Annotated in this window: 11 protein-coding genes; all 11 read left to right on the top strand. The window is 49.3% G+C overall.

Going from position 1 to position 13,421, the window contains the following annotated elements; translation table 11 throughout:
* Window positions 1-4: 4 nt before the first annotated feature.
* The 11 genes from CSR04_RS21130 to fliG all read left to right on the top strand — a co-directional run bounded on the left by CSR04_RS21130 (window position 5) and on the right by fliG (window position 13,408).
* Complete coding sequence (locus CSR04_RS21130; RefSeq protein ID WP_102798327.1) at window positions 5-1,495, top strand: sulfatase family protein; 1,491 nt, start codon at window positions 5-7, stop codon at window positions 1,493-1,495.
* A 30-nt stretch (window positions 1,496-1,525) separates the two neighbouring features.
* The gene (locus CSR04_RS21125; protein ID WP_146027219.1) at window positions 1,526-2,434 is read left to right on the top strand and encodes a glycosyltransferase family protein; all 909 of its coding nucleotides are present in this window, start codon (window positions 1,526-1,528) and stop codon (window positions 2,432-2,434) included.
* A gap of 59 nt (window positions 2,435-2,493) precedes the next feature.
* A complete protein-coding gene (locus CSR04_RS21120; protein ID WP_216362613.1) occupies window positions 2,494-4,278 on the top strand; it encodes a glycosyltransferase family 2 protein in 1,785 nt (594 codons plus the stop codon).
* Between the two features lie 9 nt (window positions 4,279-4,287).
* Window positions 4,288-5,232 carry a formylglycine-generating enzyme family protein gene (locus CSR04_RS21115; protein WP_102798324.1) on the top strand — a complete coding sequence of 315 codons (945 nt, stop codon included), beginning with the start codon at window positions 4,288-4,290 and terminating at the stop codon, window positions 5,230-5,232.
* 104 nt (window positions 5,233-5,336) lie between these two features.
* Window positions 5,337-6,224, top strand: coding sequence for a glycosyltransferase (locus CSR04_RS21110; RefSeq protein ID WP_342751419.1), 888 nt, complete (start codon window positions 5,337-5,339; stop codon window positions 6,222-6,224).
* On the top strand, window positions 6,221-7,108 hold the full coding sequence (locus CSR04_RS21105; RefSeq protein WP_245921802.1) for a glycosyltransferase family 2 protein: 888 nt from the start codon (window positions 6,221-6,223) through the stop codon (window positions 7,106-7,108). Before CSR04_RS21110 ends, CSR04_RS21105 begins: the two co-directional genes overlap by 4 nt.
* 212 nt (window positions 7,109-7,320) lie before the next feature.
* Window positions 7,321-8,388: a sensor histidine kinase gene (locus tag CSR04_RS21100; protein ID WP_245921810.1), complete on the top strand. Its 1,068-nt coding sequence runs from the start codon at window positions 7,321-7,323 to the stop codon at window positions 8,386-8,388.
* Entirely contained in the window at window positions 8,385-9,722 is a 1,338-nt protein-coding gene (locus CSR04_RS21095) for a sigma-54-dependent transcriptional regulator (protein ID WP_102798321.1), read from the top strand. The genes CSR04_RS21100 and CSR04_RS21095 overlap by 4 nt, the downstream gene beginning before the upstream one ends.
* 583 nt (window positions 9,723-10,305) lie before the next feature.
* Window positions 10,306-10,632, top strand: coding sequence for a flagellar hook-basal body complex protein FliE (fliE, locus tag CSR04_RS21090; protein WP_102798320.1), 327 nt, complete (start codon window positions 10,306-10,308; stop codon window positions 10,630-10,632).
* Window positions 10,633-10,646: 14 nt separating this feature from the next.
* Window positions 10,647-12,344 carry a flagellar basal-body MS-ring/collar protein FliF gene (gene fliF / locus CSR04_RS21085; RefSeq protein WP_102798319.1) on the top strand — a complete coding sequence of 566 codons (1,698 nt, stop codon included), beginning with the start codon at window positions 10,647-10,649 and terminating at the stop codon, window positions 12,342-12,344.
* A 2-nt stretch (window positions 12,345-12,346) separates the two neighbouring features.
* On the top strand, window positions 12,347-13,408 hold the full coding sequence (gene fliG / locus CSR04_RS21080; protein ID WP_102798318.1) for a flagellar motor switch protein FliG: 1,062 nt from the start codon (window positions 12,347-12,349) through the stop codon (window positions 13,406-13,408).
* The last annotated feature ends 13 nt before the right edge of the window (window positions 13,409-13,421 follow it).

The raw sequence follows: 13,421 nt of genomic DNA, 5'->3' as shown, positions 1-13,421 counted from the left end.
CGAGATGCGTCTGGTATTTTTTTTGTGTTTTATCATGTTGGTGAATGGGTGTGGTGGCAGCAGCGAATCTGTCAAGCCACCGGTGCCAAAGCCCGAAGAGCCGGTTCCGGCTTATCCAGAAAAGCCCAATGTTGTCGTGATTTTTACGGATGACCAAGGGTATGCAGATCTCAATGTACAGGGAACCCTAACGGATCTTAAAACCCCGAATATCGACAAGCTGGCAGCCATGGGGACGCGGTTTAGCCATGGATATGTTACGTCACCACAATGCACTCCATCGAGGGCTGCCTTGATGTCAGGTCTTTATCAGCAACGCTTCGGTCTGGACGAAAATCGATTTACCCCTATGCCACTAGATGTGGATACGGTCGGCAGTAAGTTTCAGCGCCTGGGCTATCGGACTGGTATGATTGGTAAGTGGCACCTTGAGGTGATGGGTAACTCTGAAGAGTGGTTGGCCCAAAACCATGAGGATTTTTATGCCTCTGGACAGAGCATTGAAAAATTACCGCTACAGTTCAAGCGCCCTTTCTTCCCAGATGAACGGGGCTTCAATGATGTGTTCTGGGGGTACGAGAAGCGTTATTGGACTAACTTTGAACTGAATGGAGAAAATAAATCTCCGGGTTACCAGACTAATGGCCGTTATCGCTTGGATCTGACTGCGGATGCTGCAAGTGTTTTCATAGACCGCAACGCCGATAAGCCGTTTTTCCTATATTTTGCTCCATACGGACCGCACGTTCCGCTTGAGGCTACTGATTTTTATCTGTCCCGTTTCCCTGAGGATATGCCGCTAAGGCGTCGTTATGCGCTGGCGATGATGGCAGCCATAGACGATGGTGTCGGGACTATAGTGCACAAGCTGGAGCAACACGGGCTGTTGGATAAAACCTTGATTGTCTTTATTAGTGACAACGGAGCCCCGCTGGGCGACGACATGACCGATGCACCACTGGAAAAGCGAGGTGAAGCCTGGAATGGCTCAAGAAATGATCCGTTGATCGGTGAAAAGGGCATGTTGACGGAAGGTGGGATTCGGGTGCCTTATCTAATGCAGTGGCAGGGACAGTTCCCCGCCGGTAAGGTGATAGATAAACCGGTATCTTCACTGGACGCAATAGTGACAGCCCTTGAACTTGCCGGAGATAAAGAACTGCACAAGTTGGACGGAGTCAGTTTGATTCCGGCTATCAAGGGCGAAGAAGCTTATCTCAACGAACGATCGCTATTCTGGCGTTTCTGGATGCAAAGGGCAGTTAGAAAAGGTCAATGGAAGTATTTACAGGCAGGCATTGAAAGAGAATATCTGTTCGATATGACGTCGACACATCCTGAAACTGAGAACCTGATTGATTTGCATCCGGATATTGCCGAAGCCTTACGTAGAGAGTTGCTAGACTGGTCTGACAGTATGCTTCGCCATGACCCAATGGTGGAAATTCCTGGTCCTTTTCAGCGACGCTATGACCATTATTTGCCGCGCCCATGAGAGTCGAACAAACCTTTGTCGGGAGCCAGTTTGACTAGTTTTTGCATCGCCTCACCGCATAAAAACTCGTTGTGGTATGACTACCGTGTGTATGTAAATCTGCGTGAAGCGCTGGAGAAGCTTGGCTTTCGTTATCAGAGTGCTGCTGAAAATCGCATTTATTTTTTGGGTGCACCGATGCGACAGTTTTACAACGAGGTCGGAAAGTTTGAATCTGGCGCCAACAACATGGCATTGGTGTACAGCCATGCGGAAAAGCTGCAATCACTGCGCCCGTTCAAAAGAGTCTTCGTCAGTAGTCAGGGAGTCGCCTCATTTTTTAAGCGACGGTCCTGGCTGCGGCTTGACCCTTTGCGGCGGTATCCTGCCTTTACCTCTGATGCGCCCATTGAAATTGTGCCCCCGTTTTCGTCGTTGCAACCATCTAAAAGCAGTCTGCCTCGCTATGAATGTGATTTGTCTTTCATTGGCACACCTCGTATTCGCCCAGTTTTGGAAGATGTACTACCTATTGTTGGGCGCCATGGACTGACATTGAATCTGTATGGCCCCAATTGGGACAAATATCCCGGAAATTCAGCGGCAAAGCAATATTGGCGGGCACCACAGGTCCCATATGAAGACATCCCTCTATTGGCGGCGGGGAGCAAAATTTGTTTGATTGATCATCATCAGACCATGAACAAAATGGGGCTGGTGAGCCATAAGTATGTGGACCTCTTGATGGCAGGTGCGTTTGTTATCAGTGACTATAACTTAGACGCATTAAAGCACTATGGTGGCGTTACTTACCGCCATTCTAACGAACTGGAGTCGTTGATTTTGCAATATCTGGACGATGACGCAGAGCGCAAAGCCCGGCAGATGTTGCAGCAAAGCCTCATCTATAGACATAGCAGTGAGCATGCGGCGCAGGCCATTTCCAGACATTTCGTTTAAATAGAGTCCCGGTTATGATGCTAGCCTTGGGAGAGAAGAGGTTTCAAGTGTTAAGAAAAGTGGCAGTAATTACACTTAAAGCAGTGGTTAGTTCTTTGCCTTCCAGTTGGCGCCGCTATGCCAGGCGATACTCCCGAGTAACCATCAAATACACCACATGGCTTAAGCAGGCAGGTCTGGTGGACTACTTTGCTTCTGACGTGGTTCAGCAACATCGCTTTTTGGCTAATCAACGCATGCAATATCAAGAGATGGCCATACTGGACAGCAGGACTGTGCAGCAGCCCCTGTTTGTTCTTCTGATCACTGACGCTGACAGCCGTGAACTGACCAAAAGCCTGTCCAGCCTTATGGCGATGGATGGTCTGAATGTCAGTGATATCAAACTGGTTCTCTGGGGACTCGAGGCGCATCTGCCAATGGCATTGGACCAAGTCGAAGTCGATTTTAGCTGGCTCAAGCTGAACACATGTGCTGTAAGCAGACTAAGCGATTTGCCTAATTCGTTTAGCCATAGACCTGTGTTTTTTTTCAGGGAAGGGGAGCGCCTGCATGCTAAATTGCTGGTGGTGTTGGGTCATTGGCCGCTGAGTAATATCTCTTATGCTTATGTGGATTGTAATTCGGTAGATGATGAAGGCGTGCACCGGCAACCGGAGTTTATGCCTGACTGGAATCCAGATCTGCAGTTAACCTCGGGTTATGTTGCGACGGGACTTTGGGCGAAATCCTTGGATGATTTGTTCTGGCGACAAGTGCAGGGTCAGAAAAATGTTATTCGCCATTTTCTAATGTCAGTGGCCCTAAGTAAGGTGAAGGCATCAGTTGAGCACATCTCTTTTTGTTTGTTGCATAAAAGTCGTGCTGAGCGTCCTTTATTGGCGGATTGCCCTGACATCCTGTCTCAGCAGATATTGGATAAGGCCGCAGTGACTGAAAATGACGGCTTCAGGCTATCTTTATGCTGGAAGCTATCGTCGTCTCCTCTGGTTAGTCTGATCATTCCCACCAAGAATGCATGGCAATTGGTCAAAGCTTGCATAGATTCAATTCTTACACGCAGCACCTACAAGTGTTTTGAGATTCTGTTAGTTGACAATAATTCGGATGAACAACAGAGTCTTGAGTACTTTGAGGAGGTTAGCAAGCATCCCAAAGTCAGGCTATTGCACTATCCTGGTCCCTTCAATTATTCCGCCATTAACAACTATGCAGCTAAACACTGCCAGGGTGAAGTAATCGGGTTGGTAAACAATGACGTTGAAGTTATCAGTGACAATTGGTTGACATCAATGGTCGCCCAGGTGATGCGACCAGAGATTGGTTGTGTCGGAGCGAAGTTGTTGTATAGCGATGGCCGCATTCAACATGCCGGAGTTATTATGGGCTATGGCGGTGGAGCGGGGCATGCGCACAAGTTTTTCGCTGCAGATGCTCCAGGCTATATGCAGCGTCTTGTGGCCAGTCATAATGTTAGCGCAGTGACAGCGGCTTGTTTACTTGTTAAACGCGTCGACTTTGAACTTGTTGGTGGACTTAACGAGGTGGACTTAAAAGTTGCCTTTAACGACGTAGACTTTTGTTTGAAAGTTAGGGAGTTAGGGCGTAGAAACCTGTTCTGCGCCGAAGCCGTTCTTTTTCATCATGAGTCAGTATCCCGTGGGGCGGAGGATACCCCGGAGAAAATAAAGCGCTTTGAATCGGAAGTGCTGTATTTACAAAAGAAGTGGGGCGCTGTTATAGCTCATGACCCGGCTTACAATAGGCACCTGACGTTGAAACAAGAGAATTTTTTGGTGGCAGATCAGCCAGAATATCGTCCCTTTTTTAGTGCTCAGAGGTAGCACCAAATTATGCTGATTAAACTCTTATTGCCAAGCTGGTTCTTAATACTATTGGTTGGATGCGAAAGGCCTGTATATGCGCCTGATAACGACAAACAACAGATGGTATTGGTTCGTGGTGGTGTGATTACTCTTGGAGAGAATGCGCTTTATCCTGAGGAGCGCGGCCGCAGAACTGTTTCGGTTGAGTCTTTTTATATGAGTAAGACTGAAGTTACAAACCGGGAGTTCCGAGAGTTTGTAGAGGCCACCGGATATGTCACGACGGCAGAGAAAGTGCCATCCCGTGAAGACTACCCTAATCTGCCTGAATCAATGAGAGTGGCTGGTGCCGCTGTATTTAATATGCCTGAGAGCGTTACTGGTCCTGTAAAGAGTATGAGCTGGTGGCGTTTTTTGCATGGTGCTTACTGGGCTGCACCACGGGGGATTGGTTCAGATTTATCCGGATTGGATGATTATCCTGTCATACATATTTCTTATATGGATGCCGAAAGTTACGCGAAGTGGAAAGGGCACAGACTGCCAACAGAGGCTGAGTTTGAGTTAGCTGCACAAGGTATGCAGGCGTTTTCTCAGGGGCGCTATTTGGCAAATACCTGGCAGGGTGCTTTCCCGTATTCTGATGACGCTGATGATGGCTTTTCAGGGCTTGCTCCTGTAGCTCAGTTCCCTGCTAATAAGTATGGTATATATGATTTACTAGGAAATGTTTGGGAATGGACATCCAGTGTCTACTACCATGGACATTCTGTAGATAATCCTTTGCTTGAAGCTTCCAATGCAGGCCAAGATGAAACGCTATCGGATGCACCAGTAAGGGTCGTTAAAGGAGGGTCTTTTCTTTGTTCCCAGAATTATTGTGCAAGATTTCGTCCTGCAGCCAGACAAGCACAAGATAAAGGGCTTGGGACATCGCATATCGGCTTCAGAACTGTAAAAGATATCAATTAGAGGCAGAATTATTTTTCAGTTTCTGTTATTTTCCCGCCATTTTATCCTGTTCAGCGGTTGTTGCCGTTGTTCATCGCACTTTGCTGAATGTTATAGAGAATAGATTGGACGATCAATATACGTATTTAGGCAAAAGCCTGCACGGTAAGTCTTGTCAGGCGGTTGTCGCCATGGCCGTCTATCACGAGGACCGTGTGGATTGGGTCAGGCAGTCCATTGAGAGCATTTTGCGGCAAACTTATCAAGATTTTCTGTTGGTTGTTGTGGTCGACGGACGCTTACAGCCTTTGATTTTTTCGTACCTGCAAGCCGCAGAGCGTCAAAGCGAACAATTGGTTGTTTTGTTGGGAACTGAGAACCGGGGTCTTAGCGCCTGCATGAATGAAGTCATTGATCGATGTGCAGAGTTAGCGCCAAAATTCTTTTTTAGAATGGATGCTGACGATATATCTTCCACAGATCGAATGGAGAAGCAGATTCGTTTTCTTGAAAGTCATCCGCAAGTTGCGGTGCTTGGTACATCTTTGACCGAAATTAATGAAGCTGGTGTGGAAGTCGGAGGGAGAAAGTTGCCTCTTTCTCACCAGGAGATTCTGAAGTTTTTGCCAAAACGCTGCTCAATGAATCATCCGACGGTGGTCTTCCGCTATAGTATTTTTGAAAGTGGGTTTCGCTACAGAAAAGACTTGAAGAATACGCAAGACTACTTCTTATGGATCGAGTTGATGCAGGCAGGTTATATATTTGAAAACCTAAGTGAAAGGCTTCTGAAGTTTAGAAGGGTAAACGACTTCTATAAAAGAAGAGGTTTTGATAAGTCTGTTAATGAGTTCAAAGCTAGATGGTTGGCCATGAGAAAGCTTAAACGCTATTCCATTTCAAATATACTTTATGCTGTTTCCGTTCTGGCATTGCGATTAATGCCGGCTAAAGTCGTCAAACTAGCGTACAAATTGGATAGACTTATTTTGGACAAGTTGGTGAAGCATTGAAGATTGGTGCGGTTGTCATTCTGTATCAACCAGAGTTGGAACAGACAAGATGTATGTTAAGCAGTTTGTTTGCTCAGGTTGATATGGTGTGTGTGGTGGATAACTCCCCTAATAGTTCCTGCATTCCGTTGTCTCTTACTTCATACGAGAATCTGAAGTTCTTCCATTTCCCTGAAAATATAGGTATTGCTGCTGCGCAGAACGTGGGGTTACAGTATTTGATTGAAGCGGGGTTTGATTATGGCTTACTACTTGATCAAGACAGTCACTTCGAAGAAGACTTCGTTGACAAGTTGATAAAGTTATTTGAACAAGCGCGAAGTGAGCATATACCTGAGTTGGTGGCGATTGGTCCGTCTTTGATTTGTGCTTACACTGATAAAATACTTCGGCCATCAATACAGGGTGAGATTGAGCACTTTTGTAACATTGCTTCTGTCCCACAAATTATTGCTTCGGGAATGATGATGGATTTGCGCCAGTTGAAGCAAATTGGTTTGAAGGATGACTCTTTGTTCATTGATGGCGTAGACCATGAATGGTGTTGGAGAGCAAGAAAATGCGGTTACGCAATTGGCAAGGCGTCAAATGTTGTTATGTATCACAAGCTAGGAGATGGGCGACGGCGTTTTGCTGGGGTTACATTTAAAATTGGGGCTCCTGTGCGTTTATATTATCAGTTCAGAAATATTTTTTTGTTATCCCGTCGTCCGTATGTTCCAAATTACTGGAAACTCCGTAACTTTGCAGTGATGCCCTTACGTATATTTGCCAATGCCTTACTTTTGCCAAACAAAAGGGCAAGGCTGAAATTCATGGCGTACGGGATAATTGATGGAATTCTTAATCGCTCTGGCCCGATAAGCGCTAACTGGGCAGAGTAGCTGGTGGTACTGCTTTTTTCTGACAATTTTTATTGCTGTCAATTTCCCGCCGTCTAAAAACTTAGGTTAACCTACTGATATTTATAGGTTAAAAACTGGCACGGTCTCTGCTTTGCCCTTATGTCCGTTGTATAACGTCCAAGTTTTGACATGAGGTAGCCATGCTTAGCCAGCCTAACGCCGCTGCAGACCAAACCACTCTCCATTCACAAATGGAGATTTTACCCGACGCCGGTGAGCTTTTGCGTTTACAGCAACAGTCCTCGCGGTTGGAGCATTTGCTTGAGGTGATGCCGGCCGGCGTGATTGTGGTGGATGGCCATGGCCAGGTTCGCCAGGCCAATCAGGTTGCCATTGAATTGCTGGGCGAGCCTTTGGAAGGCGAGGCCTGGCGCACCATAATTCAACGTTCCTTTAAGCCGCGTGCCGATGATGGTCATGAGATATCGTTGCGTGATGGTCGCAAGGTGAAACTGTCTATCAGTCCTCTGGAGCTGGAACCCGGCCAGTTGATTGTACTGACCGATCTGACCGAAACCCGGCGCCTGCAGCAACAGCTCAGCCATATGCAGAAACTGTCGTCCCTGGGGCGTATGGTCGCATCCCTGGCCCATCAGATCCGTACGCCGTTATCTGCGGCTATGTTATATGCGGCCAATTTACAAAACACCACTCTGACACTGGATGCCAGAGGCCAGTTTGCCGACAAACTGCTGTTCCGGCTCAAAGATTTAGAGCAGCAGGTGAATGATATGTTGCTGTTTGCCAAAAGCGGCGAACAGCAGGTGGTCAGTGAATTGTCGCTGCAAAGCCTGATGCTGGAAGTGGAAGCCGGTGCCGAAGCTATGCTGATGGCACGTCAGGCCATTCTGACCGTGGAGCTTCCCGAGCCGGATATTCTGGTGCTGGGCAATAAAACCGCCCTGGCCAGTGCCCTGCAGAACCTGATTCACAACAGCATTCAGGCCATGCCCAAGGGCTGCCGTATTCACCTGCAAGCCGGGCGCGATCCACTCAATCCAACCGAAGTGGTGATCAGCGTGGCAGACAACGGCCCGGGCATTCCCAAAGCGCAGTTGCTGCATATTTTTGACCCATTCTATACCACCAAAAGCCAGGGCACAGGTCTTGGTCTGGCGGTGGTCAAGGCCGTTGCCCAGTCCCATCAGGGCCAGGTGCGGGCGGTCAATCTGGAACAGGGCGGGGCCAAATTTGATATTCGCTTGCCCATCTTGCGGCAACTGGAAAAAACCTTAACTCCTAAGGAGTGCAGAGGATGAGTAACAGTAAAATCCTGATTGTTGAAGACGACGCTGGTTTGCGTGAAGCACTGATTGATACCTTGCTGCTGGGCGGCTATCAGATTGTGGAAGCCGATTGTGCGGAAGCGGCTATGGCGATACTTGGCCAGGAGCCGGTGGACTTGGTGGTCAGTGATATCCAGATGGGGCAAATGTCTGGTTTGTCGCTGCTGCGCAGCATTAAGCAGAAGCTACCAAATTTGCCGGTGTTGCTGATGACGGCATATGCCACGATTGACGATGCAGTGCAGGCTATGCGCGACGGTGCCACTGATTATCTGGCCAAACCATTCGCCCCGCAGGTGCTACTTAATCTGGTTGGGCGTTATGCGCCAGCGCAGAAGGTGGAATCCCGTCAGCCTGTGGTGGCAGACCCTGCCAGTAAAAAGCTGTTGGAACTGGCCAAAAAAGTGGCTAAGGCCGATGCCACGGTGATGGTATTGGGCCCGAGTGGCTCCGGAAAGGAAGTGTTGGCCCGTTATATTCACGACCAGTCCAGTCGCAGTGAACAGCCTTTTGTGGCAATCAATTGTGCGGCGATTCCGGAAAATATGCTCGAAGCCACTTTGTTTGGTTATGAAAAAGGCGCTTTCACAGGCGCGCTGCAGGCTTGTCCTGGTAAGTTCGAACAGGCTCAGGGCGGCACCATTTTGCTGGATGAAATTACCGAGATGGATCTGGCCCTGCAAGCCAAGTTATTGCGCGTATTGCAGGAAAAAGAAGTCGAGCGCCTCGGCAGCCGTAAAACCATCGACCTGGATGTGCGTGTAGTGGCAACCAGTAACCGCGACTTACGTCAGGCGGTGGCGCGGGGCGATTTTCGCGAAGACTTATATTACCGCCTCAATGTGTTTCCATTAACCTGGTCGCCTTTAGCCCAGCGTCCTGGCGATATTATTCCGCTGGCCCAGCACCTGATTGAACGACACAGCCAGAAAGTAGGGGCGGCCATTCCTGTGCTTAGCGCTTCGGCGCGTAATAAACTGCAGCAATATAGCTGGCCAGGTAATGTACGGGAACTGGAAAACGTTATTCAGCGCGCCCTTATTCTGGCCACAGACGAGCAAATAGATGCCATGGATCTGATGCTGGAGCCGGACTTGCCTCATGAACTGCCGGAACTGGATACCGAACCCGAAGGTAGCAAGCTGGGGATGGAGCTTCAGCAGCAGGAGCACCAGATAATTCTCGACACACTTAAATCCTGTAACGGCAGCCGTAAGGCAGTAGCCGATAAACTGGGCATCAGCCCCCGCACTTTGCGCTACAAACTAGCCAGAATGCGTGATGTAGGGATTGAGGTACCGGCCTGAAGTTTGTTCAGGCCCCGAAAAATACCAAACATTTCTCGCAGAGCTCGCCGAGATAATGCCATGAAACCTTTGTGAATCTCCGTGTTCTTCGTGTCTCTGTGGTGACAATCTATCTGCGCACAAGCATAAATAAACCACGGAGGCACGGAGAACACAGAGTGGATGAAGGTATTTAATACTCTGCGTGTCTTTCTCTGTGCCCTCGGCGTCTCTGTGTGAAGCATTCTGGTATTAGCCGAAGGCACGAAATGCTTTCTCGCGGAGACGCAGAGTTATTGAAAGATTAGAATACTCTGCGTGCTTTTCTCAGCGCCCCCAGCGTCTCTGTGTGAAGCATTCAGGTATCAGCGAAAAGCCACTCTCGCAGAGCCGCAGAGTTCGCCGAGATAATGCCATGAAACCTCTGTGAATCTCCGTGCTCTTCGTGTCTCTGTGGTGATAATCTATACCCGCCGCCAAATTCCCGTCACGCTATCCTAGCAGACCTTTCAACTATTTGAATTTAAAAGAATAAATAATGTGGCACCAGTATTGCTAGGGTTTTGCTAGTCAATTATTCCACGCCCAGCTTATGGAGCCGCCGATGGATATTAAAGCCCAATCCTTGTACAGCGAACTGCAGTCGTTGGCCCGTCAGGCCAGCCTGGACAGCAGTCAGGCGCAACCACTGGTAACCAACCCCAGTTCACAGAATTTTGGCGATATGCTGAAACAAGCGCTGGACAATGTGAACGAGTTGCAGTTTGACTCCAGAAACAAGCAAGTGGCATTTGAAATGGGCGATAAAAGCCTGAGCCTGGTGGATGTGATGGTGGCCAAGGAGAAATCCGGCATTGCCTTTGAAGCCACGTTGCAGGTGCGCAATAAGGTGATGGAAGCCTATAAACAAATTATGAATATGCCGGTGTAACGGGAGACTAAGCTGTGGCAGAAACAACTGGTACAGAACTGGCCGTAACGGGCAACGCCCCAGAGGCCGACAACAACCCGGAACAGCGCTCCGGTTTTATGGAAGGCCTGGGCGGCATCGATTTGCTGCGTCAGATTACCTTGATTGTGGCGCTGGTTATTTGTGTGGCCATTGCCGTGTTTATTGTTATCTGGGCCCAGGAGCCGGACTACCGCCCGCTGGCCAAGATGCCCACCGAAGAGCTTATTCAGACGCTGGATTATCTGGATCAGAATCAGATTGATTACCGCCTGGAAGGCAACGTTGTTTATGTAAACGAAGAGCAGTATCAAAACATCAAACTGGGCATGGCACGCCAGGGCATCAGCCAGGAAGCTAACAGCGGCACCGATATCATCATGCAGGATATGGGCTTTGGTGTTAGCCAAAGGGTGGAAAAAGAACGCTTAAAACATGCCCGTGAACAACAGCTTGCCCGCACTATTGAAGAAATTAGCGCCATAACCCGCGCCAATGTGCTGCTGGCCCTGCCCAAGGAAAGCGTATTCGCCCGGGTAGAGAAAAAGCCCAGTGCGACCGTTGTGCTGACCTTGCGCCGCGGTTCTGTATTATCCGGCGAAGAAGTCGATGCGGTGGTGGATATTGTTGCCTCGGCGGTTCAGGGTATGGAGCCTGGACGGGTTACGGTGACGGATAACAATGGCCGCTTGCTGAATTCCGGCTCACAGGACTCACTTTCTGCCCGCTCACGCAAAGAATACGAAATTGAAAAGCACCGTGAAACCGAGTACCTGCAAAAAATTGATTCAATACTGATCCCGGTGCTTGGCCTGGGCAATTACACCGCGCAGGTTGACGTTTCCATGGATTTCACCGCGGTAGAGCAAACTCAGAAGCGTTATAACCCCGATTTACCTGCGGTGCGCAGCGAAATGACCATTGAGGAAAACTCAGTGGGCGGAATTGCTGCAGGTATTCCCGGTGCGTTGACTAACCAGCCTCCGCTGGACTCCAACATTCCTGAACAGGCCAATAGCAACAATGCCAAAACTACCACCCCTGGCCGTTCGCATAAGGAAGCGACTCGCAACTATGAGCTGGATACCACCATCAGCCATACCAAACAGCAAACTGGCGTGATACGTCGTCTGTCTGTGTCTGTGGCTGTTGATCATACCCAGCAGACTGCTGCTGATGGCACCACCTCGAGTGTGCCCAAAAGTCAGGAAGAGCTGCTCAATATCCGCCGGTTATTGCAAGGTGGCATTGGCTTTGATGTGACCCGCGGCGATTCACTGGAAGTGGTGAGCATTCCCTTTAGCCGTATCGACGACCTGGTGGTAACCGAAGTGCCATTGTGGGAGCAGGAATGGTTTATGCGCGCACTGCGCCTGGTGGTGGGGGGACTGGTGATCATTACCTTGATCCTGGCCATTGTCAGACCCATGCTTAAGAAACTGATTTACCCAGAAGACACCCGTGAGGCTGATGCCTTTGATGCCGATGCCGGGTTGGATCTGGGTGATGAAACTATCAGTATGCTGTCTCAGGAGTTTGATGAAGGGCAGGTGGGCTTTGCTGCCGACGGTTCATTGATGCTGCCAGACTTGCATAAAGATGAAGATATACTTAAAGCGGTTCGTGCCCTGGTGGCCAATGAACCCGAATTGTCAGCCCAGGTGGTCAAGGGCTGGCTGATGCAGGATGAATAATCATGGCAACCAGACAAGTCGCTAAAGTCGCTCCGGAAGAAGCGGAATCCAGTCCAGGCTACGATGTCAGTAAGCTGGAGGGGGTTGAGAAAGCTGCTATTTTGTTGCTGAGTTTGTCGGAAGAAGATGCCGCGCAGATCTTAAAGCATCTGGAGCCCAAACAGGTCCAGAAGCTGGGCAGCGCCATGGCCACCATGGAAGATATGACCCAGAACAAAATCACTGCGGTGCATAAGCACTTTATTGAGGAAATTCAGAACTACAGCACCATTGGCTTCCAGAGCCAGGAGTTTGTGCGTAAAGCCCTGACCGCTGCCTTGGGTGAAGACAAAGCCGCTAATCTGATCGATCAGATCCTGATGGGCGGCGGTGCCAAAGGCCTGGATTCCCTGAAGTGGATGGACTCCAAGCAGGTGGCCAGCATTATTCGCAACGAACACCCACAGATTCAGACCATTGTGTTGTCTTATCTGGATGCAGAGCAGTCAGCGGAAATTATTGCTCAGTTCCCGGAAAAGGTGCGTCTGGACCTGATGATGCGTATCGCCAATCTGGAAGAAGTGCAACCCGCCGCATTACAGGAACTGAACGAGATTATGGAAAAACAATTCGCCGGTCAGGCCGGTGCTCAGGCAGCCAAGATGGGCGGCCTGAAGTCTGCCGCAGATATTATGAACTACCTGGATACCAATATCGAAGGTCAGTTGATGGATGCCATCCGCGAGCAGGACGAAGAGATGAGTCAGCAGATTCAGGACCTGATGTTCGTGTTCGACAACCTGGCCGATGTAGACGATCGGGCGATTCAGACCATTCTGCGCGAAGTGCAACAGGATGCGCTGCTCAAAGCCATCAAAGGGGCCGACGACGAAGTCAAAGACAAGATCACCAAAAATATGTCCAAACGTGCGGCAGAAATGCTTATCGACGATTTGGAGGCCATGGGGCCGGTGCGTATCAGCGAAGTGGAAGCGGCGCAAAAAGAAATTCTGTCGGTGGCCCGTCGCCTTGCCGATGCCGGCGAAATTATGCTTGGCGGCGGTGGCGGCGAAGAATTCCTCTAATTTAGTGGGTGAA

The sequence above is a fragment of the Bowmanella denitrificans genome (genome assembly GCF_002887595.1).
Classification (GTDB): domain Bacteria; phylum Pseudomonadota; class Gammaproteobacteria; order Enterobacterales; family Alteromonadaceae; genus Bowmanella; species Bowmanella denitrificans.
The sequence above is the reverse complement of the archived record's forward strand: the minus strand, read 5'-3'. Positions and strand labels throughout refer to the sequence as shown.

Bases quoted from the DNA above. Each gene is read 5' to 3' on its own strand.
- CSR04_RS21095 (WP_102798321.1), top strand. From the start codon at position 8,385: ATGAGTAACAGTAAAATCCTGATTGTTGAAGACGACGCTGGTTTGCGT.
- CSR04_RS21130 (WP_102798327.1), top strand. From the start codon at position 5: ATGCGTCTGGTATTTTTTTTGTGTTTTATCATGTTGGTGAATGGGTGT.
- CSR04_RS21100 (WP_245921810.1), top strand. From the start codon at position 7,321: ATGGAGATTTTACCCGACGCCGGTGAGCTTTTGCGTTTACAGCAACAG.
- CSR04_RS21115 (WP_102798324.1), top strand. From the start codon at position 4,288: ATGCTGATTAAACTCTTATTGCCAAGCTGGTTCTTAATACTATTGGTT.
- fliG (WP_102798318.1), top strand. From the start codon at position 12,347: ATGGCAACCAGACAAGTCGCTAAAGTCGCTCCGGAAGAAGCGGAATCC.
- fliE (WP_102798320.1), top strand. From the start codon at position 10,306: ATGGATATTAAAGCCCAATCCTTGTACAGCGAACTGCAGTCGTTGGCC.